The following is a 24,834-nucleotide window of genomic DNA, read 5'->3' as shown; positions in this document are numbered from 1 at the left end:
GTCCTGGTGCCGTACCCGCACTGGCTGGCCGGCGAGGACATCGACGCCGACGGTTTGAACGCGCTGTTCGCCCAGGCTTACAAGACCGCCGACGAATCTTTGAGTAGCAGTACCACATTGCAGAACGACGATCAGCTCGCAGTGCCGGTCGCCGCCAACGCGCTTTACCGGGTGGACCTTTTCCTTATCTACTCATCCGATGTCAGCGCGGATTTCAAATTGGATTTCACCACGCCGTCCGGGTCCACGATGCGGTGGACGCCGCAGGGGCCGGCCCCGTCGGCCAGCGGCACGGACGGCTCGTTGGTGTTCCAGGTCCGTACCGGCAGCGAATCTGCCGTGCTCGGCGGCACCGGCTCCGGTGTCGCGGCGGCGGCCGCCGGGTCGCTGAGCACGGGCGGTACGGCGGGCACGCTACAGGTGCGGTGGGCGCAGAACAGCTCGTCTGTGACCACCACGACCGTGCGCCTGGGCTCCCTGCTCACGCTCCTGCGCGTCAACTGACCGCCGAATCCCGCCCCGCCGCCGTCGGCTGCGGGGCTTTCTGCTGTCCGAAGGAGGCTCACATGCCCGAGCAGACGCCGAGCGTCGGCCGGATCGTCCACTACGTCAGCCATGGCACGCCGGTCCGCGAGGACGGCAGCCAGGCACACCCGCCGGCCTGCCGCGCCGCGATCGTCACCGAGGTGACGTTCGCCGGCGGCACCTGGCACTGGCCGGAGCGTGTGTGATGGCGACCTGTCGCGGTGTGGACGTGTCCGTCCACCAGGTCCCGCAGGACTGGGCCGCCCACAAGCGGACCGGCGTCACCTTCGCCTTCGCCAAGGCCAGCGAGGGCGAGCGCTCGCGGGACCCACGGTTCGACGCGCACATGGCCGGCATCATCAAGTCGCAGCTCGTGCCCGGCGCCTACCACTTCGCGTGGCCGAACCAGGACCCGGCGGCCGAGGCTGCGAACTACATCGGGGCCGTCCGGCCGTACGCCACGAAGCACCCGTTCGTCCACTGGCTCGACCTGGAGCGGTACCCGGACGGCCGGAACTACGCCGGGCGCTCGGCCGGGCAGATCCGGGCGTGGGCGGCGGCGTGGATCGCCGCCGTACGGACCGCGTTCCCCGGCCAGCGGGTCGGGGTGTACACCTCGGCCGATGACCTGGCGGCCGGGCGGGTCCCGGCCGACGTGCCGCTGTGGTTCCCGTCGTACCCGTGGGGCCAGGCCCCGTACAGCCGCGCGGAGGCCGCCGCGCGCCCGCGGCCGTCCGGCCGGTCGCCGCTGTTCTGGCAGTTCACCAGCCAGCCCCTCGACCGCTCAATCTGCTACCTGTCCGCCGCCGAGCTGCGCGCCTGGGCCGCGGGCACCACCACCAAGACCAAGGAGGACGGCATGGCCGTGAGTGACAGCGACGCCGAGAAGATCGCGGCGAAGGTCTGGGACCGCCGGATGGACGACCCGCTGAAGGACGAGCCCGCGTCGGTGCCCGTCGAGAAGGTGCTGCACGGCATGGCGACCCGGCTGAAGCGGGTCGAGGACGCGCTGGCTGCGCTGGTCGCGGCCGCGGGAACGGAGGGCTGATCATGTGGACCGTCGCGTTCTGGAGATCTACCGCCGAGCGGGCCGTACGTACGGCGGCGCAGGCTCTGGTCGCCGCGCTCGGCCTGGACGAGGTGGGCGTGCTGCACGCGGACTGGGGCGACGGCCTGTCGCTCGCCGGCGGCGCCGCGCTGCTGGCCGTCCTGACCGCCGTCGCCACCAGCGGCGGGGCGGAGGGGCCGGGCATCACGGAGACCGTACGGCGGCGACCGTGACGACGCCGCACGCCCCGATCCCGGACGGGTCGGTCATCATCACCCCGACCGAGGTCTACGCCGAAGTCCGGGCTATCCATGACGAGGTCAAATCCGTGTCGGCGAAGCTCGACGCGCTGCCGCTCGGGGACCACGCCGCCCAGCTCGGCGACCACGAGGTCCGGCTGCGCGCGCTGGAGCGGGCCCGCTGGCCGCTGCCGTCGCTGGCCGCGTTGACCGGGCTGGCCGCCTTGGTGCTAACCCTGTACTCGCTCACGAAGTGACCCGCCCCCTCGCCCGGCCGCGCGCCGGGCGAGGGGGCATTCGTGCGTCCGGACGCGGGTGACGCCCTTCATGCACCTTCACGTCGGGCTGCCACAGCGTCGGTGTACCGCTCCTGCGTCAGGTCCTCGTCCTCAATGCCGAGGTCACGCAGGACAGCGCGCACATCGGCGAGCGCGCTCTGCAACTCCCCGCCCTCGTCTTCACCGATCAGCGTTTCCACTTCTAGGAATGTGCCATCGATCTCCGGAACCCGTACCAGCGTGCCGAGCATCTGGCGCCCATAGGCTGTGAAGTCATAATTCCGGCATCGCTTCTCGAATGCGATCACCGGAGAATACCCCAGTCCACGCAGCATCGCGTTAACCGCATCTGGATTGTCCACGATGGTCTCGTGTTCAGATTTCGACCCTGACGCCGCGTCGACCTCTCCGCCCTTGAAGGTCAGCAGCGAGCGCGTCCCATCCGCGCCATGCACGACACGAACCCGAAGCTCCTGACCGAGCCCGGTCAAGCCACCGGACGGGCTGTCGTAGTACGTGTCCTGATACACCTCGGGCCGCCCCGCGCCGAACTCCTCCAGCCGCCTCATCACCAGTTCGGGCGCGCGGACTCGCGCCTTCAACTCGGCTTCGATCACGCCTATTCCTTTCCGTCAGACCGTGCGCTCACTGTCATCGAGCATCGCATCAAACATGCGCCGGAAACCCCTGTACAAGGGACCGTAAGGCGTCTCCATCACTTTGTACGCAGCTGAATCGTGCCCCTCCCACCTCGCATCGAACACCGAGACGAACATGGTCGTGTCAAGGCGGATGATCCGCCATGTGGGCAGCAGCCGGTAGCGGTATACCTGCATCTCGCATACCCCGGACGCCTCCCGCAAACGAGATTCGGCCAGCCGGATACCGGCGGCGAGCGATTCGGCTGACTCTCCGATCTCTGCGGCACGACGGGCCAAGGCCGGTGAGTCCGGGTGCAGGAGAAGCACCCGCACGCGCGGAGGCGCCTGGCTGTCACGGGGGAGCAATGCCCCACGGAGGAGCGAGCGGCTGAGACCGATCAGCCCGAGCCCCCTGACGGCAAGGATGTCGAGATCCTGCGCACTTCGGGCCTGCCGTTGGATCTCCTCGGCGGCGCCGTCCTGTGAGGAGTACACGCGTACCACTTCAGGGAAGGCGGCTAGGTCGAAGGCGGGGCCACCGTCGCTGTCGCTCGCTGGGGCCAGGCCCAGGAGGCGACGCCCATGGTCGGGAATCTTGAGGCCGTCTGCGATGCGTTCGTAGACGTCGAGGCGCGTAACTTCCCGCCGTCCGTTGACGATCTCATTGATGCGGGACTGGGTCATGCCGGTGGCGGTGGCGATGCGGCCCTGGCTGGCGCCAGCGTACTGCTGTGCGTAGCGGAAGATGGCGCCCACGTCGCGGGACTGTAGCGCCTGTCGGACCTCTGTGCGATGCCATGCCCACTCTGGCAGTTCGATGGGGAGAAGCGTTGGCATGGGAAGCTCCGTTCACGGCGACATGGAAAGTCATCTCACCGTGAGATTACCGTTGAGGTATCGGAGCGGGCACCTTGCGTCACCGAAGCTGGCGCGGTGACCAAAGCACACCCTCTGAGCTGGCTCCCTCCTGGCCGCGCGGTCGCGATGCGGCCTGCCGGACAGTCGTGGGATGCCGTAGCCGTTCCCCACCGCATCGGCAACAGCGTGCTGATCGCGCTGGGTGATGCCTCGGGCGCCGTCATCGAGGACCCTGGTACGTCCCACATGTGCTGGCTGGTGCGCCCCGGCTCTACTGCCGGGTGGGAACTCCCCGTCGGCGTGCGGACGTGGGGGGCGTCTGCGCACGTCGCTGTGCCTGGCCCTCAGCGGACGGCCGGACCGTACTGGCGTGTGCCGCCTACGCGCACTAGGCACTTGACCGACCCCGAAGCGCTGTACATGGCCTTGGCCCTGGCGGCCAGTGGCGAGGGTGGCCCGCGAAAGGTGACTGCCTGATGGGTGTCGATCAGCCGCCGATGCCCGAGCTGGGCATCACCCTGGCCCCGGGCATCCCGATACAGCGCACCGTACGCGGCATCGAGGTACCGCTCACCGTCGGCACGGAGACCGGCCGCGTCCACTCCGCCGAGCTGGTCCTGGACATGCAGCAGGCCCGCAGCCTGTACGACGACCTGGGCCAGTTCCTCGGCGAGGACACCGGCACCGAGGCCGGGCGGTGCGCGCGGTGAGCGGCGGCCTGCCCCGGCGCCTCCCGAGCGACGACATCCGCCGCGCCGTCCTCACCACCCCACCCGAAGACGCCTGTTTCGACGCCTTCGCCGCCGCCCCGCTGCCGCTCAGCGACGACCACGAGACGCGGCCTGCGGGGCTGGCGTGGGACGCGATCCGGATCGCCACCCCGGTCGGCGAACGGGCCCTCGGAGTCCTCCGCGAGCGCACCGGCGCCGTCGTCGAGGACCCCGGCGGCGGCCTGCTGTACTGGTTCATCCGCCACGGCGCCGCCGACCAGTGGGGCCCGCTCGGCCGCCTGCGCGTCCTGGGCCACGGCGCCCACGTCGTCATCCCCCGGTTCGGGATCACCACCGGCCCGGCCCCCCACTGGCGCGTGCAGCCCCGCCTGGGCCGCTTCCTCACCCACCCCGACCGCCTGCACACCGCCCTGCACCACGCCATCCGGGACGCGTTCGGCCCGCACCACTGCGCGGGCTGCGGCCGGGAGACGGACGAGCCGATCCCGTTCCACCGCGAGCACACCGCGTGGGGCCCGGGGATGACGCACCGGGTGTGCCTGACCTGCGCCCGGGACTACCTGCGCCCGCAGCAGGCCGAGGCCCTGGTCGAGGAGCACGCCGCCCAGTGCCCGGCCTGTCGGCCGGACCGGCCGGGGTGCCCACGGGGGCGGGTCCTGGGACGGGTGCTGGAAGGCTCGCGGGCCCACCGGTGGGCAGGATGATCGGCCTACCCTTCCTGCCCCTCATACGGCTGACCTGTGCCGCTGGCCGCCGCGCCGAACGCACCCGGCGGGCGCTCCGGCTGGCCCGGCTGGCGGCATGCGCCCCGCCGTCCATGTACCTGGAGCGCTGGCTGGGCATGGACGTGCTCGCGGCGCACGCGCTGCTGCGCGAGGCAGACGAGACCGGGCCCGGGCCGGACGACCCCGACCCCGACTGACCCACGGCTCCCCGGCGGCGGGTGGTGACGGTCCCACCCGTACCGCCGGGGCCGCGGCGGCAGCCCTGTTCCCCCGCGGGCGGCCGCCGCACCGCCCGGCCTGCGCCCACCCCCCGGGCCAGGTCGGGCACCACGAGCGGGGCGGGGTGCGGTGGTCCGGGCTGTGGTGGCCAGACCGCCGCAGCCCGCCCTCGGCACCCGGCTGGGAGGTCTGGGGAGGTCTCCCCGGCCGGGCCACGCCGGCCCCACGGCGCGCCGCGCGCGCCACCCCGCGCTGTCATGGCGACCCGCGGGGCGCGGGCCGAAGGGCCCCGGCACGTACGGCGCGTGCCGGGGCCACCCCCCAGCGGGCGGCCACCGCCGGACACCCCGGCGCACCGCCCAGGCCCGGCCGGACTCCTAGGACAGCACACCGGCCGGGCCCCCAGACGGCCCTCATCCCCGCCACAGGGCGGCGGGGCCGAGGGCCAGGGCCCCGGGCACGTTAGCGGAGCGTGCCCGGGGCCCACCCCGAACGGCCGGACGCTGCCCCACCGCAGCGTCCGGCCAGGCCCAGGGCCGGACTTCCCCGAGCAGCACCCGGCCAGGCCACCCGGTCCGCGTGACAGCGCGACCGCGCTCACGCGCTCCCCGCCCCCGGACGGCGGGGCCGCGGGCCAACCGGCCCCGGGGCACCTACGCCGTGCCCCGGGGCCTCACACCGGCCAGCAGTCCTCCGGCTCGTCCAGCCACGCCCGGTGCTCCCCGTCCACCCCCACCGTCAGACCCAGCCGCGTCACCCCCGGCCTGCCCCGCTCCTCCCACCAGCGGCGGGCAGCGGTGACCTCCTCCCACAGGCTCCGCGGCCCGGCCTGCCCCACAGCGTGCGGCGCGTCCCAGTCCGCGTACCGGCACCACGCGAACGACCCGGCCGCGTCCCACACCTCCGAACGGCCCGTACCCCACGGATCCGCCTCCGCCCACACCTGCCGCGTGAACACACCCGGCAGCCGCAGCCCGATCGCGAACGCCACCGCGTGGCTCTCCTGCGCCGCCTCCGGGCTGATCGCCGACGCCGACCGGCGCACCTCCCCGGCAGGCGCCGGGCGGGCGTCCGGCCGCTGGGAGCGGACCCACATGAACGCCGCGTCCCCCACGAACCGGCCGGACGCGCTCTTGCCGTCCTCGGCGACGACCAGGCGCAGCAGCGCGCCGTTGCAGTACGGGGTGCCGAACGGGACGACGATCACCCCGCCCGGCGCGGTCTGCTCGATCCACGCGCGCGGCACGCGGCGCACGGCGGCGGTCGCGTGCACGCGGTCGTAGGGCGCCCCGTCCGGGTCGCCCAGCATGCCGTCCCCGGTGACCACCCGCGGACGCAGGCCCAGGCCCGCGAGCCGGGCCTGGGCGGCGGCCGCCAGGCGCGGGTCGATCTCGATGGTGGTGACCTGCCGGCCGCCGAGCCGTGCGGCCAGCAGGCCGGCGGTCCACCCGGTGCCGGTGCCGATCTCCAGCACCCGGTGCCCGTCGGCGACGTCGAGCTGGTCGAGCATGGCGGCCACGACGGCCGGCATGGAGTTGGACGAGGTCGGGGTGCCGTCCGGCCCGTCGCGCCCGTCGTCCAGCTGCACGGTGAGCGGGGTGTCGGAGTCGACCAGGTCCTGCCAGCGGTCGGGCTCGGCGTGGCGGTCGATCCACCGGGTGCCGTCGTGGATGCGGCCGGGGGTGAAGCGGGAGCGGGGCGCCGTGGTGAAGGCGCCCCGCCAGCCGTCGGGGACGGCCGTCATTGCCCGCTTCCGGTGTTGGGGGTCGCGGGCGGGATCGGCCGGTTCCACTGGCCGTCGGACTCCTTGGGGGACTGGTTCTGGTCGCCCTCGGCGCCGCCCTGGCCGTCGCCGTGCTCACCCATCGGGTACCTCCGCTGTGTAGGTGCCTGGTGTGCCGTACGAGGGTCGATGCTCGGGCCGGGCGGGGGGCGGGCGGTAGGGCGCACGGCGGCGGGTCAGGGGGCGCGCGCGGGCGGGCCGGTGTCAGTGGCCGGTCGTACGGTGGGGGGCGTTCCTATCCACGCTGCGTGGCTGCTCGCGGAGGACACCGGAGGCCGGGCCCGCGTTGTCGGGTCCGGCCTTCACCGTGCTCGGCGGCTGGCGCTCCTCGGGTGTGAGATCCGGCGTTATAAAACAACGGCCGATCTCACACCCACCTCCCCATGCGCGTGCGGGAGGCCGACCACGGTCATCATGACCGTGGTTACCCAGGGCCCCCGCGCCCGCCCGCGTGCGGCCGTCGTACACCTTCTTCGCGGCGCCGCGGAAATGGTCCACCTCCCGCGCGCGAGCCGCGCCCCCGCAGGCCGACGAGGTGCCGGTATGCCCCGCCGCCAGGGGTCCGCGCCAGTCCCGACCCTTCCCGGCCGCGCCGCCCGGGGCAGCGCGGACGCTCGCCCGGCGACGCCCGGTTGCTGCGGCAGACGGCGTGCGGGACACTGGACATACGCCCTGGTCAGCGTCCCGCTGACCGGGGCGATTGCGTGAGCGATGCGTGAGCGGGCGTCCCGGAGCAGCCCGGATTCGGCGGAGTGAGCCGGAGCGAAATCACTCCCCGATCAGGACAAATGGAGCACGTCGGAGTCTGTCGGAGTGCCCCAGAGTGAAAACCGGAGACTCATAATCCGTCGGCCGTGGGTTCGAGTCCCACCCGCCCCACCAGTAACGTGATCTGACCTGCGGAAACGTCTCTTCAGTGCCCTGAGTCACCTGCTCGGTCCCAACGGAGAGAATCCGCTGCTCACCAGTACTGTCTGAGGTGTCACGGCAGGCATCCGGGCACCCTTGCCAAGGCTCTGGCCTGCGGCGATTCAGAGAGCAAGGTCGACTGTCGTAGGTTACGCAGCGGAGTCGAAAGGCAAGATCCAGGGGACGTGCAGGGGACGCGAGGAAATGGAGCGGGTCCGCAGGAAGCCGGGCGGCCTGACCGTCGGCGCCGTCGCTGTCCGCCTCGCCCCAGTCTGCCGGGCGTCGCTTTCCGGCCCGCTGTTCGGCTTGAGTGTCAAGCGGAGGGAGGGTCGCCAGAGGCTCGGCCTCCGCCTTGCCGGGTATCAGATTCTCTGAGATCATGAGGTCATGAAGACGATGACCGCTACCGAAGCATCACGGAACTTCGCCTCCGTGCTGGACAGCGCGGAACGCGGCGAAACCATCGTAATCACCCGCGGAGGCAAACGCCTGGCCGTGCTCGGCCCGGCGCCCAAAGCCACCGGCCGGGCGGTGAAGGATGCTCTCCTGTCCTGCATCGACACCCTCGACGACGCCTTCGAAGGCGATGTGACGGGCACCCGTGATCTGCTGACCCTGGACGATCCGTGGAGCGACTGATCCTGGACACCGGCGTATTGATCGCGGTCGAGCGCCGGAAAGTCGTCCTCGACCATGTACTCGCGGACGACGACGACCCGGTGATCGCCGCCATCACGGCCGCGGAGTTGCTCCAGGGCGTCGAACTGGCCGACGACACCAACAGGCTTGCCCGCCAGTCGTTCGTCGATGCCATCCTCGCCACGATTCCGGTCGAGGAGTACACCGTGGACATCGCGCGGGCTCATGCGCGACTGCTCGCCCACGTCCGCAGGGCCGGCCAGCCCAGAGGAGCCCACGATCTGATCATCGCGGCAACCGCCCTGACCACCGCACGCACAGTAGTCACCTACGACAAGCGAGCGCGCTTCGACGATCTCCCCGGTGTTCGTGTACTCGGGTGTGACGGGCCCGGGCGAATAGCTGTTGGCAAGTGATCCTCGCCCCACCAAGCGGATAGTGTCGAGACGCCCATGAGCCTCGTCCTCCCGTGCCACCCGGCCGTCCTTCCCGTCCGCGAGTCACCGGGCTACAGTAACCGCTCATGCCGCTTTCCGTCGCGTGGCGAGACGTCGTCACATAGGATTCCCGGGCCACATGACGGCCCTTCAGTATGGAGCATGGATGTCCGCTGTCGACGCTGCCCTGCGGGAAATCGAAGCTCTGTGCAGAGCCGTCAAGCTCGACAAGGCCCAAAGCTTGGCCGATGGGTTGATAGAGGGGCTCCCCGTCCACGATCTGGAGGCGTGGGAGGGCCAGATCCGGGCCGTGTTCACACGTGCCTTCCTCAAGAAGCGCCGGAACGCCCTACTGGCCCGGCTCGACGAGAAGCTGCACGGACCGCCACCCTCTGCGACGCCGGAGCCCGAGGAGTCGGCGCAAGCCGAGCGCGTCGAGGAGGAGTGGCTGGATGAGTCCTTGCGGCCCTACAGGACCTCAGCGACCGGCACATCTTCCAGTGGGCCACCTACTGTCGGAACCGTCTAATACTACAGCCGGACTTCTGCGTCTTCGCAGGTCAGGGAGGCCCCGGGAAGCCGATGGAGCTGACGAGGTGTCAGTCTTGGAAGCTCTCGCGCAGCGCTCACCTGGCGGGATGCCGACGTGCCGCAGGTCGCCGCGTGTGGCTTCGGCGACGGCCGTGGTGCAGTCCGGCTGTAGTACTAACCGCGCCCGGTCCGCTGCCGATGGCGCTCCCGGCTTGCCCCACTTGCAGCGGGCGGCCTGCGTGCGCCGGGCCTGGTTCTCGACGGCGATCACCTCGTTCTCGTAGGCTATCCCGTCGAACATCTGGATGAGGTGGCCAGGTTGAGCCGGTCGAGCCGGTGGTGCCCGGTGGCGGGTTTGGTGTGCACGCGGATGTGCGACCCGGAGCCGTTCCGCGTCGTCCTGCGGATCTTCTTCTTGGACGAGAGCCAGGTATCGAGCCATGCGCCGACCGTGATGCGGGCCGTAAGGGACTGGCCGGAGGCGAAGCGGCGCTTCGTCTCCTCGTAGCCCGGTATGGGTGAGCTGCCCCTAAAGGCTGTCCCGCAATCCCTGGCAGGCTCCCGACGCCGGCTACGGCCACTCGCGGCGTTGGCGAAACGTCCGAACAGAACCACTGTTCGGACGCTCCGCCGCCTTGCGATCGACCGCATCTGACGCCGGTCGCTGATCCACCAGGGATTACGGGACAGCCTTTAGTTTCGTAGAGTCCGCGCCGGCCGCGTGCCACACAAGTCAGCCTCCGACTTTGCCGGGGTGGTCCAACGTAGCCGATGGCGGCTGCGCGCGCATGCGGTGCGTACGGGTGGGCGGGGTGGTCGTCTCTCCGAGAGCGGCCGATCCACGGTTCAATACCGGTGTGGCACGGAAAGTCGTGGGATTCGGCGAGGACGATCTGCGGGCGCTGGCCGGGCCTCGGTCCTTCGAGCGAGGGCTGGGGTATCTGGACGCGGTGAGCGCTCTGGAGGTGGGGGACGGCTCGGTCACCGCCTCGGTGCGCGGTACGGATGTCTATGTGGTGGAGCTCACCCTTGGCGAGGACGACGTGGTCTCGGGGGAGTGCGACTGCCCGTACGGGCAGGAGGGCAACTTCTGCAAGCACTGTGTGGCGGTGGGGCTGACTGTGCTGCGGCGGGCGAAGACGATCCCGCCGCAGCGGGCCGCCGCGCGGGCACGGGCCTCCGGCCTGGACGCGTGGCTGACCGCTCTGTCCCGGGACGAACTCCTGACGCTGGTGCGGGAACAGATCGCCGACGACCGCGGGCTGCGTCGGCGCCTGGAGCTGCGGGCCGCCGCAGCTCGCTCCGACCTCGGCACGGTCCGGGATCGGATCCTGGCGCTGATCGATCCGCGGCCCTTTGCCCGGTACGGGTACATCGAGTACGCCGATGCCCCCGGGTATGCGCAGCAGGTGGCCGAGGCGGCGGGCGCGCTGCGTGCCCTGACCGGCGGCGGGCGGGCAGCCGAGGCGGTCGGTCTGGCTGAGGAGGCGATCCGGGTGCTGGGGGAGGCGTACGAGGCGATCGACGACTCCGACGGTGTGGTGGGGCGGGCCGCCGCAGCGGTGGCCGACGTTCATCTGGAAGCGTGCGGAGCCGCGCGCACCGATCCGGAGCGGCTGGCCGAGTGGCTGGTCGGCCAGGTGCTCGGCGACAGCAACGACGTGCCGGACCTGGACCCGCTCGACTACGCCGAGGTGCTGGGGGCGAGCGGGCTCGCCTGCGTGCGGCAGCTGGCTGCCGAGGCGCGGCGGCGCAGGCCGTCCGGGTGGGCGGAGCGGTACCTGATGGAACGTCTGGTCAGGGCGGAGGGCGACGTCGACGCGCTGGTCGCCCTTTACGCGCAGGACCTCGACCCGTCCGGTGCCACGCATCTGCGCATCGCCGAGGAACTGGAGTCGGCGGGCCGCGCGGATGAGGCGCTCAGGTGGGCGGAGCGGGGGCTTCGGGACTGTGCCGCCGAGACGTACGTCGACGGGCGCCTGGTCGACTACGTGTGTGCCCGTTATGCGAAGGCCGGGCGGCCGGACGACGTGGTCGGGGTGCGCCGGGACCGGTTCGGAGCCGAGCGGTCCCTGGCCGCCTACCGGCACCTGCGCGCTGCGGCCCAGGCGGCGGAGTGCTGGGAGGCCGAGCGCGTCGCCGCGCTGGCAGCTCTGCGGGAGGATGCCCGCCGTGAGCGGGGCCGACGGTACGGCGGGCCGGTGCTGATCGACGTGCTGCTCGACGACGGCGACGTGGACGCCGCCTGGCGCGAGGCCGGCGGCCTCGCCGACGACCGCCAGTGGGAGCGGCTCGCCGACCTCTCGCGCGAGTCGCGCCCGGCCGAGGCGCTCGCGGTCTACCTGCGGCTGGCCGAGCGGCTGAAGGAGCCGACCGGCGAGCGTGCCTACGAGCACCTGGCGCGAGTGCTGGTGGGCGCCCGGGAGTGCCATCGTGTGCTGGGGACGCAGGAGGCGTTCGCCGATCACCTCGTCGGCCTGCGGGTGGAACTGAAACGCCGGCGCAAGCTGATGAGCGTCCTCGACCGGCACAGGCTGTGAAGCGGGCGCGGGAGCGGCGCCGCTCGCCGCGCGCCGGGCGGCGCCGCTCAGTCCCTGACATCGGTCATGCGTACGGGCTGTCGGTCGCGGGCGGTCGTCCCGACGTCGTGGTCGTGGTGCGGCAGTGTCAGTCCCGCCTCTTCCGAGGCGGCGACCAGCAGGTCGACGGGACCCACACCGGTGCTCGCCCTTGGCGGTGAACAGCGTCCTGAACGACGCGCCCGCCGGCGGATGCCGCCGGGGCACGAGGCACGGGGCACCAGGCGCAGAAGGCGTTCGACGTGCGCCTCAGGCGCTTCCGGCCCGCCGCCGAGCGTGGCCGGCCTCCTCCGAGAGCGCGCAGCCGCCGGTAGCGGGCGGTGACCTCCGTAGGTCGCTGTCGACGGTGTCACGCTTCCGGGTGCGGTGACTGTGCGTGAAGCCTCGGGCACGGCTTCGGGCCGGGTCCGGCGTCAGGGACAATGTCACGACGATGACGCCGCAGCCTCCCGAACCCGACCGCACCGAGTCCGCCGAGTCCGCCGGCCGCGCCGCACCGTCCGGCCACGCCTCGTACTCGCCTTTCGCGCACCTCACCGCACCCCACAGCGCCTTCTACCGCGACGTGATGCATGCGTTCCTGACGGCCAAGGAGCGGTTCGCGGTGCATCTGCGGCCCGAGGACGTCCATGCCGCGCTGCCGTCCGAGCACCGCCCCGCCGCCCCGGACGCCGTTGTCAAGGCGCTGGACAGCCTCGTCGGGTGGGGCAATCTGCGGGCGGATCCGGACACCTCCCGGGTCACCGCGGTCGAGGACTTCTACCGCAGGCGCTTCATCTACCAGCTCACCCAGGCCGGCGAGGCCGCGGAACAGGCGCTGTCCGTGTACGACGAGGCGCTGGGGCGGCGCGGCGCGTTGCAGGCGGTGGCGCTGCACGACATCGTCACGCAGCTGCGCGCCCTGCTCGTGATCGCCGCCGAGCACGAGGAAGGCGAACCGGATCCGGCCAAGGCTCACCTGGCGCTGTCCACGCTGACGAACCGGTTCGAGGCGCTGGCGGAGAACGCGCGGGCCTTCATGGGGTCGTTGCAGCGCACCATCGACCTGCACGGCGTCGAGGTCGAGGTGTTCCTCGCCTACAAGGACCGGCTGATCCAGTACCTGGAGCGGTTCATCCAGGACCTGATCACCCTCGGCGGGCGGATCGCCCGGCTCATCGGCGAACTGGAGGAGCGGGGACGGGTCGGCGTGCTGCTGCGGCTGGCGGCGGCGCGGGAGGCGGCCGACGCCGCCCCGGACGAGGCCGAGAGCGCCGAGGCGCGGGCGCGGGCGCGGTGGGCGGCGAAGTGGGCGGGCCTGTCCGCCTGGTTCGTGTCCGCCGACGGCCGCGAGGCCCAGGCCCGGCTGCTGCGCGGTCGCGCCCTCGGCGCCATTCCCCAGCTCCTCGCCGTCGTACGGCAGTTGAACGAGCGGCGGGCCGGGCGTTCGGACCGGTCGGCGGATTTCCGCACCCTGGCCCGCTGGTTCGCCGAAGCCCCCGACGCCGAGGCGCGGCACCGGCTGTGGCGCGCCGCGTTCGGTCTGTACCCCGCCCGGCACCTCACCGTCGACGCCGACACCCTCGCCGACCGCGCGGCCCGCCCGGTGGCCGCGTCCACCCCGTGGGCCGAGGCCGAGCCGCTGCGGATCAGCCCGCACCTGCGCCGCACCGGCAGCTACGAGCGCCGCGGCAAACCCCGCAAGGTGCAGGACCGCACCGAACAGCGGCGACAGCTGGCGGAGATCGCCGCCAAGCAGGCGGAGGAGATCGCCGCCGCCCGCGCCCGGCTCGCGACGGACGGCACCACCCGGCTGTCCGCGCTGGGAGAGTTCGACCCCATGGCCTTCGGCCTGTTCCTGCGGCTGCTCGGCGACGCCCTGGCCACCTGGCGGCCCGGCATGACGACGACCGTCACCACCGGCAACGACGGCACGATGGAGATCCGGCTCACCGCGCTCGACGACGGTACGACGGCCGAGATCCGCACGCCGGGCGGGGTGTTCCGCGGCCCCGACCACCTCGTCGAGATCACCGACCTGACCGCGGGCAACCCCGCACGGAGGGCGCGATGACCACACCCCTGGGCGAGGTGCTGGACGGCCGGCGCACCGCCGACTTCCAGAAAGCCGCACGCGCCCTGCTCAAGGAGCCGCTGCTGCTCGCGCACGGCCCGGACGCCGACGCGTACCGCCTGGTCAGGCAGTACGAGGGCGAGCTGCGCGACTGGTTCGAGCGCAACACCGGCTGGTCGCTGCGGGTGGACGCGGAGGCCGCCCGGCTGCGCAAGACACCCGGCACCCTCGCCGACGCCACCCACCCGGCCCGCGAGGCGTCCCGCGCCGGTGCGCCGTTCACCCGCCGCCGCTATGTGCTGCTGTGCCTGGCGCTCGCCGTACTGGAGCGCGGAGAGGCACAGATCGCGCTCGGCCGTCTCGCCGAACAGGTGGTGCTGGAGGCCGCCGACCCGCACCTGGCCGCGGCAGGGGTCGCGTTCACCCTGGAGCGGCGCGACGAGCGGGGGGACCTCGCCGCCGTCGTACGGCTGCTGCTGCGCCACGGCGTGCTGCGGCGGGTCGCCGGGGACGAGGACGCCTACGTCAGCGGAACGGGAGATGTGCTCTACGACGTCCAGCGCCGCGTCCTGGCCGGACTGCTCGCCGCCCGCCACGGCCCCTCCACGATCACGGCCGACGGCTTCGAGGAGCGGCTGGACCGGCTCACCGCGGAGAGCGCACTGGACAGTGACGAACTGCGCTTCCGGGCGATCCGCCAGAAGCTCACCCGCCGCCTCCTCGACGACCCGGTCCTGTACTACGACGAGCTGACCGACGAGGAACTCGCCTACCTGACCCGCCAGCGCGCCTTTCTCACCGCCCGCGTCGGCGAACTGACCGGCCTGGTGGCGGAGGTACGCGCCGAGGGCATCGCCATGGCCGACCCCCAGGACGACCTGACCGACGTACGGATGCCGGAGCAGGGCACCCACGGGCACGTCACCCTGCTGCTCGCCGAGCACCTCGCGGCGGCGGGCGGCGAGGTGAGCCGCGCGGAACTGGAGCACCGGGTGCGGGAACTCGCCGCCGAGCACGGCGGGTTCTGGTCCAAGAGCGCCAAGCAACCCGGCGCGGAAGGGGAGCTGGTCGAGCAGGCGTTGGCCAAGCTGACCGCGCTCGCCCTGGTCACCCGCACGCCCCGGGGCGTGGCTCCGCTGCCCGCGCTCGCCCGGTACGCGGTCGGCGAGACCGTCGTCGTGGAACCGGGAGTCCGCAGTCCCCGCACCTCTCGACGAAAGGCACCGCAGCCGTGACCGCCCTGCCCCAGCCCTCCCCCGGCCGCTGGCGACCGCTGCGCATCGGCCTGGTCGACCTCTTCTACTACGACACCGAGGAGTTCTGGTTCCGCGACGGCCGGCTGCTGCTGCGCGGCAACAACGGCACCGGCAAGTCCAAGGTCCTCGCCCTGACCCTGCCGTTCCTGCTGGACGGTGACCTGTCCGCGCGCCGGGTGGAGCCGGACGCCGACCCGAACAAGCGCATGGAGTGGAACCTGCTGCTCGGCGGAGAGCACCCGCATTCCGAACGGCTCGGCTACACCTGGATCGAGTTCGGCCGCGTCGACGCCGGCACCGGGCAGGCTCACTTCCGCACGCTCGCCTGCGGGCTGAAGGCGGTCGCGGGCCGCGGCATCGCCCGTCACTGGTACGCCGTCACCGACCAGCGCATCGGCGAGGAGCTGCGCCTGCTGGACGCCACCAGCACCGCGCTGTCCCGGGACCGGCTCGCGGACGCGGTCGCCGGACGCGGCATGGTGTACGACACGGCCACCGCGTACCGCAGAGCGGTCGACGAGGCGCTGTTCGGCCTCGGCGAGCGGCGCTACGCCGCCCTGGTCGACCTGCTCGTCCAGCTGCGCCAGCCGCAGTTGTCGAAACGGCCCAACGAGACCGCACTGTCCCGGGCGCTGACCGAAGCCCTGCCCCCGATGGACCAGGCGGTGGTCGCGGACGTGGCCGAGGCGTTCCGGTCCCTGGACGAGGAGAAGGGGGAGCTACGGGCCGCCGCCGAGGCGGAGCGGGCCGCCTCCGCGTTCCTGGACCACTACCGACGCTACGCCCGCGTCGCCACGCGGCGCCGGGCCCGGCTGCCCCGCAGCGAGCACGCCCGCTACGAGCAGCTGCACCGCGACCTGTCCCAGGCCCGGACCGAGCGGGAGGACGCCGAGCGGGACCGGGCGGCGGCCGCCGAGCGGATCGCCGAGCTGGAGGAGACCGCCACCCGTCTGACGGCGCAGGAGGCGGCTCTGCGCGAGGGCCCCGAGATGCGCAGCGCCCGGGAGTTGGAGCAGGCGGCGGCCGACGCCCGCCGTACCGCCGGGGAGCTGACCCGCGCCCAGGCCGACCGGGACGAGGCGGCCCAGGCGCACACCCGGGCGCTCGGCCGCCTGGAGACGGCCCGCCGACGCCTCGACGCGGCCGAAAAGCAGGTCGCCGACACGCTCACCCGCGAGCGGGAGGCGGCAGCGGCGGCCCGGCTCGACGGCGAGCTGCGCACCGACGGCGTACCGGAGAGTGAACTGCGGCGGACGGCCGAGGAGTCCGTGGCGCGCCGGCGCCGCACCGTCGAGCACGTGGAGGAGCTGGCGGCCCGCGCCGACGAGGCCGCCGCCGAACGGCGGGCCGCCGCCCGCCGCCTGGACGAGGCCGAGACCGAGGTGGGCCACACCGTGGGGCGACAGGCGGAGGCCGAGGGGCGGGCCGCCGAGGCGGGCCGGGACCTCGTGGCCCGCGTCCGCACCCATCTGGACGCCTGCGAGGAGCTGGCCGTCACCGATCCGGCCGGGCTGCTGGACGCCCTCCAGGACTGGGTGGCGCACTGTCAGGGCCCCTATCCCGCACGGGAACACGCGGCTCGTGCCCACCGCGAACGGGCGGCACGTCTGGCCGACCGGACGGCCGCCCTCGGGCAGGAACTCGCCGGACTCCGGGCCCGGCGCGCCGAGACCGAACGGGAACTGGGCGAGCTGGCGGCGGGCGGCCAGCGCGGTCCCACGGCACCGCACACCCGTACGCCCGGCGTCCGCGACCAGGCGCCGGGGGCGCCGCTGTGGCGGCTGGTCGACTTCCGCGAGCAGACGCCCGCCGCCGAACGGGCCGGCCTGGAGGCCGCGTTGGAGGCATCGGGTCTGCTGGACGCCTGGGTGCGCCCGGACGGCACCGCCGTGCGGGCGGACGGGCACGACGTTCTGCTGGCGCCGGGTGGCCCCGTGAGCGGGCCCACACTCGCCGACGTGCTGCGGCCCGCCGTCGACCACGGCGACGCCCGGGCCCTGTCGGTGGGCGAGGAGACCGTCTCCCGGCTGCTGGCGGCCGTGGGTCTCGGCTCCGGCGGCCGCGGTGACACCTGGGTGGCGGCCGACGGCCGCTTCCGCGTCGGCGCGCTGACCGGCAGCTGGTCGAAACCGGCGGCCGTGTACGTCGGCGAGGGCGCCCGCGAGGAGGCGCGCCGGGCCCGGATCGCCGCCCTGCGTGACGAACTCGGTGCTTTGGCGGGCGAGTGGGACCGGCTCGACGCCGAGCGCGCCGACGTGGACCGGCGCCGGGGCACCCTGGATACCGAGCTGGCCGCCCTGCCCGACGACGAGGCCCCGCGGCAGGCGCACGCGCTCGCTGCCGCCGCTGCCGACGCCGCCCACCGGGCCCGTGCCCGCCGCGACGAGCAATCGGCCGAACTGGCGGCCGTGTCCGGGCGGGCAGCCGAGGCCGCCACCGAACTCGCCGAGACCACGGCGGCGGTGAACCTGCCCGCGGACCGGGGCGGCCTGGCCGCCGTCCGCCAGGCCCTGGCCGACTACGGTGCCGTCCTCGCCGCCCTGTGGCCCGCCCTGCGGGAACGCGCCGACGCGGCGCGCGCCCTGGCCGACGAGCGGACCGAGACCGGGCGGGCCGACTCCCGAGTGGCCGAACTGGTCCTGCGTACCGAGGAATCGGCGCGTCTGGCCGCCGCGGCAGACGAACGTCACACCACCCTGCGGTCCACCGTCGGCGCCGCCGTCGCGGAGCTTCAGCGGCTCCTCACCGAGACCGCCGACGCGCTGGCGGCCTGCGAGGGCGGCCAGCGGCGGGCCCGCGAGGACCACACGGCCGCCGACCGGCGCGCCCACCTCGCCCAGGGGCACATCGAACGCCTGGAGGTGGACGTCCGTGAGGCGACCGCGGCCCGCGCCGAGGCCATCGCCGCCCTTCAGCGTTTCGCGGGCACCGGTCTGCTGTCCGTCGCCCTGCCCGAGGTCGCCGTACCCCCGCTCGACGCCGGGCCCTGGGCCGCCACCCCGGCCGTCGCCCTCGCCCGCTCCATCGAGGCCGAACTGTCCGGAGCCGATGATTCGGAGGGGGCCTGGGAGCGGGTGCAGAAGCGGCTCAGCGAGGAGTACAAGAAGCTCCAGGACGCCCTCTCACGCGGCGGCCACAGCGCCTCCGCCCGGATGGCCGAGGACGGCATGGTCGTCGAGATCGTCTACCAGGGCCGTCAGCGGGCCGTCCCCGAACTCGCCGAGGCCCTCGCCGCGGAGGTCGCCGAGCTGACCCGCATCCTGTCCGCGCACGAACGCGAGGTCCTCGAAACGCACCTGGTCACCGAGGTCGCCGGCACCTTGCAGGAGCTGATCGGCGCCGCCGAGCGCCAGGTGCGGGCCATGAACGCCGAACTGGAGGAGCGGCCCACCTCCACCGGTATGAGGCTGCGCCTGGTCTGGCGTCCCTCGCGCAGGGCCCCGGCGGGCCTCGCCCAGGCCCGCGAGCGGCTGCGCCAGTCCGCCGACGCCTGGACGGCCGAGGACCGGGCCGCGGTCGGCGGGTTCCTTCAGGCCGAGATCGCCCGCCGGCAGGCCGACGACACCGCGGGCAGCTGGCTGGAGGTGCTCACCGCTGCCCTCGACTACCGCGCCTGGCACGAGTTCGGCATCGAACGCCACCAGCACGGCAAGTGGGTCCCCGCCACCGGGCCCGCCTCCGGCGGCGAGCGCGTCCTGGCCGTGAGCGTGCCGTTGTTCGCGGCGGCCTCCTCGCACTACGCCACGGCCGCGTCGCACGCCCCGCGTCTGGTCACCCTGGACGAGGCCTTCGCCGGGGTCGACGACGACTCCCGCGCCAAGTGCCTCGGCCTGCTGCACGCCTTCGACCTGGATGTGGCGATGACCTCCGAACGCGAATGGGCCTGCTACCCGCAGGTCCCCGGCATCGCCATCGCCCAGCTCTCCCGCGTCGACGAGATCCCGGCGGTCCTGGTGACCCGATGGGAATGGGACGGGGCCGAACGGGTGCGGGGCACGGACCCGGGCCATGGGCTCGGGTCCCTCGCCGCGCAGGCCACCGCTTCCACCACCGCGGGCGAGGACGCCCTGTGGCCGTGAACGACGGGCAGCCTCCGGCGCCCGTCGACCGCGACCGCCTGGCCCGCCTGCTCGGCGGCCCGGACCTCGCCTGGCTGGTCGACCGCGTACGCCGCCGCATGGCACGGGAGGAGCCCCTGACCGGACCGGTCACCCTGGCCGACCCCACCCCCGCGCAGCGCGCCGCCGCCGAACGGCTGCTGGGCCGTGTCCCCGGCGCAGGACGTGGGCTGAGCGTTCGCCTTGAGGCCGTGGAAGCCGTCCTGCGCCGCTCCGGCGTCAGCCCCGACGGCCTGGGCGCCGCCGTCGTCGCCCTCACCGGACCCGTCACTCGGCCGGCCGACGTACGCGAGCGGGAGGAGCGCGCCTGGCGGGAGGCGTACACGCCGCTCGGTGAACTCGTCCGCACGCACCGGCCCCGGCTGGACGACTGGGCGGAGAGAGTCGTCGCGGAGGGCCTCGTACGCCGGCTCGCCCGCACCCCGCAGGTGGCGAAGAACCTGCTGGACAGCACCGTCCAGGCGCTGCGCCGGCTGCCGGCCGATCCCGCGGTGTCCCTGCCCGTCTTCTCAGGCGCCACCTTCGGCGACGCTCACGCCCTCGACGACGGCACCCCGCTCGCCACCCTCGTCCTGTCCGGCGTCCGCGCGCTCACCGGCTTCCCGGACGGCAGCGGAGCCGAGTGGCGCCGCGAGGCATGGGCCTCGGCCGGGCTCCTCAGGGACGCCCTGTCCGCCACGGTCCTGACCCTGGGCCTGCCCGGCACCCCCGCCCTCGACTGGTCGGCCGGTGAGGGCGAACCCGCGGTCCTGACGCTACGGCAGCTCACCCGGCACCCGCCGCGCACGGCACTTCCCGTCGTCCGCGTCTGCGAGAACCCGGCCGTCCTGGCCACCGCGGCCGACACCCTGGGCGCCGGCTGCCCGCCGCTGGTCTGCCTCCAGGGCCAGCCCTCGGCCGCCGCCCTCACCCTGCTGCGCCACCTGCACGCCCAGGGAACCACGCTGCGCTATCACGGCGACTTCGACTGGGGCGGCCTGCGCATCGCCTCCGCCCTGCTGCGCCGCGTCCCCTGGCACCCCTGGCGCTACCGCGCCACCGACTACCGCACCGCGGTCGCCGCCACCCCCCTGGCCCCGCCCCTGACCGGCACGCCGACCACCGCCGCGTGGGATCCGGACCTGCCCGCCGCCCTCACGGAACTCGGCGTACGCATCGAGGAGGAGACAGTACTCGACGGCCTGCTGGCCGATCTCGGCCAGTGAGCGGGGCGGCTACGGCGCCGTAGCCTTGCGGAACCCGTCGGCGACGCCGCCGCGGCGGCCGCCGGCCCGAGCCCCGACGGGCCGCTGGACGCCGGGCAGGTCCTGCTGATGACCAGTTACGGCCGGGCGGCGTCCGGAAGCGCCTCCGCCAGCCGCCGCAGCAGCGGCGCGAGCCGTGCCTGGTCCACCGGCAGCAGCCGCTCCAGGTCGGACAGGGCGCGCAGCACCTCCCTGACCTGCCACGGTGTGGGGGCGGCGGTCAGGAAGGCGGCGAGCTGGTCTGCCGCCCGATCCCAGTCGGGCAGCGCGCAGTAGACCACCAGGAGGGCGCCCCGGGCCACCGCCGCGTCCGGGCCGTCGGCCGCGCCCTGCGCCGTCAGCAGCTCCACCGACCGCTCCCAGTGCTCCCGCTCCTCGCCCGAGCCCGCGAGCCGTTCGATGACCGCGAGGCCCGCGTACACCCTGCCGTCCTCCGGGGTCAGGCGGACGGCGTGGGCGTAGTCGGCGCGCGCCTCGTCGTACCGGCCCAGGGCCCGGAGCGTCCAGCCCCGCCCTGCCCGGGCCCACGCGCTGTCCGGGGTGCGCTCCAGGGCGCGGTCGAAGTCGGCGAGCGCGTCCTCGTGGCGGCCGAGGCGGTCGTGGACGTACGCGCGGCAGGTGGCGGCCCAGGTGTAGCCGGGGTTGAGGGCCAGCGCGCGGTCCAGGTCGGCCAGGGCCGCCTCGTCGTCGCCCAGCAGGTGGCGCAGCCGGCCCCGGTTGGCCAGCGCCCACACGTAGTCCGGTTCGAGCGTGATGGCCCGGTCGAGGTCGGCGAGGGCCTCGTCGTAGCGGCCCGTGTCCTGGTACGTCCGGCCGCGGCTGGCGTAGGCCCACGCGTACGTCGGGCGGCGCTCGACGGCGCGGCCGAAATCGGCCAGCGCCTCGGCGTACCGGCCCCGCACGCGGTGCACCTCGGCGCGGCTGGCCAGCGCCCAGGCGTAGCCGGGGTCGAGCCGCAGGGCCTGGTCGAGGTCGGCCAGGGCCTCGTCGTAGCGGCGCGTGTCGTGGTACGTCCGGCCGCGGCTGGCGTCGGCCCACGCGTACGTCGGGCGGCGCTCGACGGCGCGGCCGAAATCGGCCAGCGCCTCGGCGTACCGGCCCCGCACGCGGTGCACCTCGGCGCGGCTGGCCAGCGCCCAGGCGTAACCGGGGTCGAGCCGCAGGGCCCGGTCGAGGTCGGCCAGGGCCTCGTCGTACCGGCGCAGGTCGCGGTAGGTCCAACCACGGCTGGCCACGGCCGACGCGTGGTCCGGGTCGAGGCGTACGGCGCGGTCGAGGTCGGCCAGGGCCTCCTCGTGGCGGCCGGTGAAGCTGTACGTCAGGCCCCGTGCGTAGTACGCCCGCTGGTGGTCGGGGTCCAGGGCCAGCGCGGCGGCGTAGTCGGCCAGGGCCTCGTCGTACCGGTCGGCCCAGTGGTGGTCGCGACCGCGCAGGGTGTGGGCCTGGGCCCGGCCGGGCGGGTCCAGGTCGGCGCGGGTGAGCAGCAGGGTCAGGAACGTGCCGTCGCCGTCCTCCGTCGCGGCCGAAAGGCGCCGCGCCCAGTCGGCGAGGTCGGCGCTGCCGGAGTCCTCGGCGGCCTGGGCCAGGTTCCGTATCCAGCGTTCCAGGGTGGCCGGGCCGTGCCCGTACGCGTCCAGCAGCTCGCGCAGCGCCGCGGGCAGCGCTCGGCGGGGGTGGGCGCACAGGCGGTGGTAGGTCTCGCACAGCCGGTGCTCGCGCCAGGCGGCGTCCTCCCAGAGCCCGCTGGAGGACCAGTGCCCGCCGGAGGACGCGTGCATGCCGGAGGTCGAGCGCCTGCCGGAGCTCGCGTCCCCGCCGAAGTACGTGTGCCCGTCCGCGGGCGCCGTGGGCTCCAGCGCCGCCCGCCAGCGCGCGAACGCCTCGGCCAGCCGCGTGTGGTCCTCCGTCCACCGGGTGGGCGACTGGGCGCGCCGCACGCGCAGCATCGCCGCGCGCACCACCTCGTGGTAGCGGCCGCGCCCCGCCTGGTCGGTGACGAACGGCAGGCCGCGCAGCCAGCGGCAGTCCGAGCCCTCCGCCACCGGCCCGGGCACGGCGGCGCGGAAGACGTCGTCGTCCACGTGCAGCGGCAGCGCGCAGGCGAGCGCGGCCTCGCGCCGCCGGGGGTCGGTCTCCCACTTCAGGAACCGCTCCACGGCCGTGCCGGACGGGTCGCCGACCGCGTCCGGGTCCTCCGGGCGGGCCTGGGCGAGGGTGTCCAGCAGCACCGGCAGCCGCCCGGACAGCCGCAGCACCACCTCCACCACCCGCTCGTCGGTCACCCCGCGCGAGGCCAGCAGCGTCCGCGCCTCCTCCTCGGTGAACACCTCCAGCGGCACCTCGGCGACCAGGCCCAGCCAGTCGCCCCAGGCCCGGGCGTCGAGCCGGCCCTGGCCGGAGAGCACCGCCTGCACGTTCACCGGCACCGGGCCGTACGTCTCGGCGACCATCAGGTCGCGCAGCCACGTGTCGAGCAGCGGCCCGGAGCGCTCGTAGGTGTCGAAGCACAGCACCACCCACGGCCGCCGCTCCGCCACCTCCCGCAGGTCCGCCACGAACTTCGGGGTGAGCGCGCGCACCGGGGACAGCACCAGTTCGGCGTCCTCGTGGCCGCGCAGCCGGGCGCTCACCGCCTCGCGCAGCCGGTCGGCGCCCGCGGCGACCTGGCGCGGGTCCACCGCGCCGGCCAGCGCGCCGACGCCGGGCAGCAGGCTCGCGGCCACCAGTCCGGCGTGGGCCGCCACCGTGCCGGCCGTCGTCGGGCCCGGGCCGGCCGGGCCGGGCCCCTCGGCCCGCGGTACGACGGCGGTCTCGGCCTCGTGCCGCCGCTGCCGGTAGGACGCCAGCAGCTTCTCGAAGCCCTTCAGCGGGCAGCCCTGCCGCGCGAACCGGTCGCCGACCGCCTCCATCGCCTCCACGGGACTGTGCACCTCGTCGCCCACCAGCGCCGTGACCGCCCCGCCCTCGCGCGCCGCCGCCTCCCACTGCCGCACCAGCGACGACTTGCCGACCCCGGCGTTGCCGTGCACGTGGAAGAGGAACTGGTAGGCGGGGTCGTCGGGATGCCGGGCGAGGTTGTCGGCGAACACCGCCAGCTCGCGGCGCCGGCCGACGAACCCGCCGCGCAGCCGCCGCTGGATCAGCTCCCGCCGTGACAACCGCTCAGCGGCCATGCGCCCCGCCCCTCCCGTGACCCTCCGACGCGGACTTCCGCACCCGCCCCCGGCGGACATGATGCCCCGTCGGCCGGGCGCCGGTCAGGCCGGGCGGTAGACCTGCGCGGACTGGTACAGGTCCCACACGGCGCTGCCGAAGGGCGGGCTGTAGGCCGTCCTCGGGTCGGTGACCCGGTCGATCGTGGAGAAGACGCCGGAGGCGTAGCCGATGCCGGTGGCGTCGCTGTAGTCCAGCAGCCACGGCCCGCCGCTCACGCCGCGGGTCAGGCCGCACGGCAGCCGCATGCGCCCGTCCGCGCGTGTCGCGTCCCCTCGGCAGTAGTACTGCCAGGTCCCGTCGTACGGGCCCTCGCTCGGGTATCCGATGGCGATGACGTCGGGGAGGCGGCCGGCGGAGTCGGAGGTGGATATGCCCTCGCCGCCGACCGTGGCGACGAGGGTGCGGTCGTTGTCCCAGACGTTGACCATGCCGACGTCGTAGTGGAAGTCGCCGTGGTCGGTCCAGCCCCGGAAGGTGCGCAGCCGCGCCGCCGCCCAGCTGCCGAACGGGCGCTTCCCGTGGTCGTAGTAGGGCACGAAGGTGAAGTTCCGCACCCAGCCGCCGTCGTAGACGCAGTGGCCCGCGGTGAGGACCACGTTGCCGGACTCGCTGTTGAGGGCCGAGCCGGAGCAGACGTAGTCGCCGTCGCTCTTGGTCAGGAACACCTTGCCGACCATGGGGGAGGCGTTGACGGCGACCCGTGCGGCGGACCCGGCGGCCGGCGCCCGGCCGGCCACGGACCGCGAGCCCGGTACGGGTACGCGCGCGGGCGGCGCGGCGGGGCGCCGAGTCCCGCCGGGGGCGG

The 24,834-nt window shown here is 74.0% G+C and carries 24 protein-coding genes; 17 read left to right on the top strand and 7 right to left on the bottom strand.

The annotated features are described in order from the left end of the window. Window positions 1-6 precede the first annotated feature (6 nt). From RKE29_RS01975 to RKE29_RS01955, 5 genes are all read left to right on the top strand, one after another. A complete protein-coding gene (locus tag RKE29_RS01975) occupies window positions 7-504 on the top strand; it encodes a hypothetical protein (RefSeq protein WP_312003227.1) in 498 nt (165 codons plus the stop codon). Between the two features lie 62 nt (window positions 505-566). After that, a complete protein-coding gene (locus tag RKE29_RS01970; RefSeq protein ID WP_312003226.1) occupies window positions 567-731 on the top strand; it encodes a hypothetical protein in 165 nt (54 codons plus the stop codon). Next, entirely contained in the window at window positions 731-1,573 is an 843-nt protein-coding gene (locus RKE29_RS01965; RefSeq protein WP_312003225.1) for a glycoside hydrolase family 25 protein, read from the top strand. Before RKE29_RS01970 ends, RKE29_RS01965 begins: the two co-directional genes overlap by 1 nt. Window positions 1,574-1,575: 2 nt before the next feature. Next, the gene (locus tag RKE29_RS01960; RefSeq protein WP_312003224.1) at window positions 1,576-1,806 is read left to right on the top strand and encodes a holin; all 231 of its coding nucleotides are present in this window, start codon (window positions 1,576-1,578) and stop codon (window positions 1,804-1,806) included. After that, window positions 1,803-2,069, top strand: a complete 267-nt coding sequence (locus tag RKE29_RS01955) for a hypothetical protein (protein ID WP_312003223.1) — start codon at window positions 1,803-1,805, stop codon at window positions 2,067-2,069. Before RKE29_RS01960 ends, RKE29_RS01955 begins: the two co-directional genes overlap by 4 nt. Before the next feature lie 68 nt (window positions 2,070-2,137). Here RKE29_RS01955 and RKE29_RS01950 read toward each other — a convergent pair whose 3' ends face one another. Both RKE29_RS01950 and RKE29_RS01945 read right to left on the bottom strand, forming a co-directional pair. Next, window positions 2,138-2,707, bottom strand: a complete 570-nt coding sequence (locus tag RKE29_RS01950; protein WP_312003222.1) for a class IV adenylate cyclase — start codon at window positions 2,705-2,707, stop codon at window positions 2,138-2,140. Window positions 2,708-2,722: 15 nt separating this feature from the next. After that, the gene (locus tag RKE29_RS01945; RefSeq protein ID WP_312003221.1) at window positions 2,723-3,487 is read right to left on the bottom strand and encodes a helix-turn-helix transcriptional regulator; all 765 of its coding nucleotides are present in this window, start codon (window positions 3,485-3,487) and stop codon (window positions 2,723-2,725) included. A gap of 578 nt (window positions 3,488-4,065) precedes the next feature. On the opposite strand from RKE29_RS01945, the gene RKE29_RS01940 reads away from it, so the two are divergent. Genes RKE29_RS01940 through RKE29_RS01930 form a run of 3 tightly spaced genes read left to right on the top strand, consistent with a single transcriptional unit; the run spans window position 4,066 to window position 5,242 of the window. Further along, window positions 4,066-4,299 (top strand): hypothetical protein, encoded by a 234-nt coding sequence (locus RKE29_RS01940; protein WP_312003220.1) that lies wholly within the window; start codon window positions 4,066-4,068, stop codon window positions 4,297-4,299. Continuing rightward, window positions 4,296-5,024, top strand: coding sequence for a hypothetical protein (locus RKE29_RS01935; protein ID WP_312003219.1), 729 nt, complete (start codon window positions 4,296-4,298; stop codon window positions 5,022-5,024). Before RKE29_RS01940 ends, RKE29_RS01935 begins: the two co-directional genes overlap by 4 nt. Further along, window positions 5,021-5,242 (top strand): hypothetical protein, encoded by a 222-nt coding sequence (locus tag RKE29_RS01930; RefSeq protein WP_312003218.1) that lies wholly within the window; start codon window positions 5,021-5,023, stop codon window positions 5,240-5,242. The genes RKE29_RS01935 and RKE29_RS01930 overlap by 4 nt, the downstream gene beginning before the upstream one ends. A 695-nt stretch (window positions 5,243-5,937) precedes the next feature. On the opposite strand, the gene RKE29_RS01925 is transcribed toward RKE29_RS01930, so the two are convergent. Next, window positions 5,938-7,008 carry a methyltransferase domain-containing protein gene (locus tag RKE29_RS01925; protein ID WP_312003217.1) on the bottom strand — a complete coding sequence of 357 codons (1,071 nt, stop codon included), beginning with the start codon at window positions 7,006-7,008 and terminating at the stop codon, window positions 5,938-5,940. Next, on the bottom strand, window positions 7,005-7,130 hold the full coding sequence (locus RKE29_RS01920; protein WP_312003216.1) for a hypothetical protein: 126 nt from the start codon (window positions 7,128-7,130) through the stop codon (window positions 7,005-7,007). Before RKE29_RS01920 ends, RKE29_RS01925 begins: the two co-directional genes overlap by 4 nt. A 1,213-nt stretch (window positions 7,131-8,343) precedes the next feature. Here RKE29_RS01920 and RKE29_RS01915 point away from each other — a divergent pair. The 5 genes from RKE29_RS01915 (at window position 8,344) to RKE29_RS01895 (ending at window position 12,103) form a co-directional block, all read left to right on the top strand. Beyond that, window positions 8,344-8,595 carry a type II toxin-antitoxin system Phd/YefM family antitoxin gene (locus RKE29_RS01915; protein WP_312003215.1) on the top strand — a complete coding sequence of 84 codons (252 nt, stop codon included), beginning with the start codon at window positions 8,344-8,346 and terminating at the stop codon, window positions 8,593-8,595. Continuing rightward, window positions 8,583-9,011, top strand: coding sequence for a PIN domain-containing protein (locus RKE29_RS01910; RefSeq protein WP_312003214.1), 429 nt, complete (start codon window positions 8,583-8,585; stop codon window positions 9,009-9,011). Before RKE29_RS01915 ends, RKE29_RS01910 begins: the two co-directional genes overlap by 13 nt. 187 nt (window positions 9,012-9,198) lie before the next feature. After that, window positions 9,199-9,561, top strand: coding sequence for a hypothetical protein (locus tag RKE29_RS01905; protein ID WP_312003213.1), 363 nt, complete (start codon window positions 9,199-9,201; stop codon window positions 9,559-9,561). A gap of 321 nt (window positions 9,562-9,882) precedes the next feature. Beyond that, window positions 9,883-10,071, top strand: a complete 189-nt coding sequence (locus RKE29_RS01900; RefSeq protein WP_312003212.1) for a hypothetical protein — start codon at window positions 9,883-9,885, stop codon at window positions 10,069-10,071. 349 nt (window positions 10,072-10,420) lie between these two features. Continuing rightward, window positions 10,421-12,103, top strand: a complete 1,683-nt coding sequence (locus tag RKE29_RS01895; protein ID WP_312003211.1) for an SWIM zinc finger family protein — start codon at window positions 10,421-10,423, stop codon at window positions 12,101-12,103. Window positions 12,104-12,150: 47 nt separating this feature from the next. Here the strand turns inward: RKE29_RS01895 and RKE29_RS01890 are convergent, their stop codons facing one another. Next, window positions 12,151-12,279: a hypothetical protein gene (locus RKE29_RS01890; RefSeq protein ID WP_312003210.1), complete on the bottom strand. Its 129-nt coding sequence runs from the start codon at window positions 12,277-12,279 to the stop codon at window positions 12,151-12,153. Window positions 12,280-12,575: 296 nt separating this feature from the next. Here RKE29_RS01890 and RKE29_RS01885 point away from each other — a divergent pair, with 296 nt between their 5' ends. Genes RKE29_RS01885 through RKE29_RS01870 form a run of 4 tightly spaced genes read left to right on the top strand, consistent with a single transcriptional unit; the run spans window position 12,576 to window position 20,774 of the window. Beyond that, window positions 12,576-14,195, top strand: a complete 1,620-nt coding sequence (locus RKE29_RS01885; RefSeq protein WP_312003209.1) for a TIGR02677 family protein — start codon at window positions 12,576-12,578, stop codon at window positions 14,193-14,195. Further along, a complete protein-coding gene (locus RKE29_RS01880; protein ID WP_312003208.1) occupies window positions 14,192-15,430 on the top strand; it encodes a TIGR02678 family protein in 1,239 nt (412 codons plus the stop codon). The genes RKE29_RS01885 and RKE29_RS01880 overlap by 4 nt, the downstream gene beginning before the upstream one ends. After that, a complete protein-coding gene (locus RKE29_RS01875; protein WP_312003207.1) occupies window positions 15,427-19,530 on the top strand; it encodes a TIGR02680 family protein in 4,104 nt (1,367 codons plus the stop codon). Before RKE29_RS01880 ends, RKE29_RS01875 begins: the two co-directional genes overlap by 4 nt. After that, window positions 19,521-20,774, top strand: coding sequence for a TIGR02679 family protein (locus tag RKE29_RS01870; protein WP_312003206.1), 1,254 nt, complete (start codon window positions 19,521-19,523; stop codon window positions 20,772-20,774). The genes RKE29_RS01875 and RKE29_RS01870 overlap by 10 nt, the downstream gene beginning before the upstream one ends. A gap of 116 nt (window positions 20,775-20,890) precedes the next feature. Here the strand turns inward: RKE29_RS01870 and RKE29_RS01865 are convergent, their stop codons facing one another. Both RKE29_RS01865 and RKE29_RS01860 read right to left on the bottom strand, forming a co-directional pair. Next, complete coding sequence (locus RKE29_RS01865; protein WP_312003205.1) at window positions 20,891-23,986, bottom strand: tetratricopeptide repeat protein; 3,096 nt, start codon at window positions 23,984-23,986, stop codon at window positions 20,891-20,893. An 84-nt stretch (window positions 23,987-24,070) separates the two neighbouring features. After that, window positions 24,071-24,834 (bottom strand): serine protease (locus RKE29_RS01860; protein ID WP_369016014.1); only part of this gene is annotated, 764 nt, incomplete at its 5' end.

This window comes from Streptomyces sp. B1866, assembly GCF_031932565.1.
In the GTDB taxonomy this organism is placed as follows: Bacteria; Actinomycetota; Actinomycetes; order Streptomycetales; family Streptomycetaceae; genus Streptomyces.
The sequence above is the reverse complement of the archived record's forward strand: the minus strand, read 5'-3'. Positions and strand labels throughout refer to the sequence as shown.

Coding starts and splice junctions, on each gene's coding strand:
- RKE29_RS01970 (WP_312003226.1), top strand. CDS start 567: ATGCCCGAGCAGACGCCGAGCGTCGGCCGGATCGTCCACTACGTCAGC.
- RKE29_RS01930 (WP_312003218.1), top strand. CDS start 5,021: ATGATCGGCCTACCCTTCCTGCCCCTCATACGGCTGACCTGTGCCGCT.
- RKE29_RS01940 (WP_312003220.1), top strand. CDS start 4,066: ATGGGTGTCGATCAGCCGCCGATGCCCGAGCTGGGCATCACCCTGGCC.
- RKE29_RS01865 (WP_312003205.1), bottom strand. CDS start 23,986: ATGGCCGCTGAGCGGTTGTCACGGCGGGAGCTGATCCAGCGGCGGCTG.
- RKE29_RS01905 (WP_312003213.1), top strand. CDS start 9,199: ATGTCCGCTGTCGACGCTGCCCTGCGGGAAATCGAAGCTCTGTGCAGA.
- RKE29_RS01965 (WP_312003225.1), top strand. CDS start 731: ATGGCGACCTGTCGCGGTGTGGACGTGTCCGTCCACCAGGTCCCGCAG.
- RKE29_RS01920 (WP_312003216.1), bottom strand. CDS start 7,130: ATGGGTGAGCACGGCGACGGCCAGGGCGGCGCCGAGGGCGACCAGAAC.
- RKE29_RS01925 (WP_312003217.1), bottom strand. CDS start 7,008: ATGACGGCCGTCCCCGACGGCTGGCGGGGCGCCTTCACCACGGCGCCC.
- RKE29_RS01960 (WP_312003224.1), top strand. CDS start 1,576: ATGTGGACCGTCGCGTTCTGGAGATCTACCGCCGAGCGGGCCGTACGT.
- RKE29_RS01880 (WP_312003208.1), top strand. CDS start 14,192: ATGACCACACCCCTGGGCGAGGTGCTGGACGGCCGGCGCACCGCCGAC.
- RKE29_RS01915 (WP_312003215.1), top strand. CDS start 8,344: ATGAAGACGATGACCGCTACCGAAGCATCACGGAACTTCGCCTCCGTG.
- RKE29_RS01885 (WP_312003209.1), top strand. CDS start 12,576: ATGACGCCGCAGCCTCCCGAACCCGACCGCACCGAGTCCGCCGAGTCC.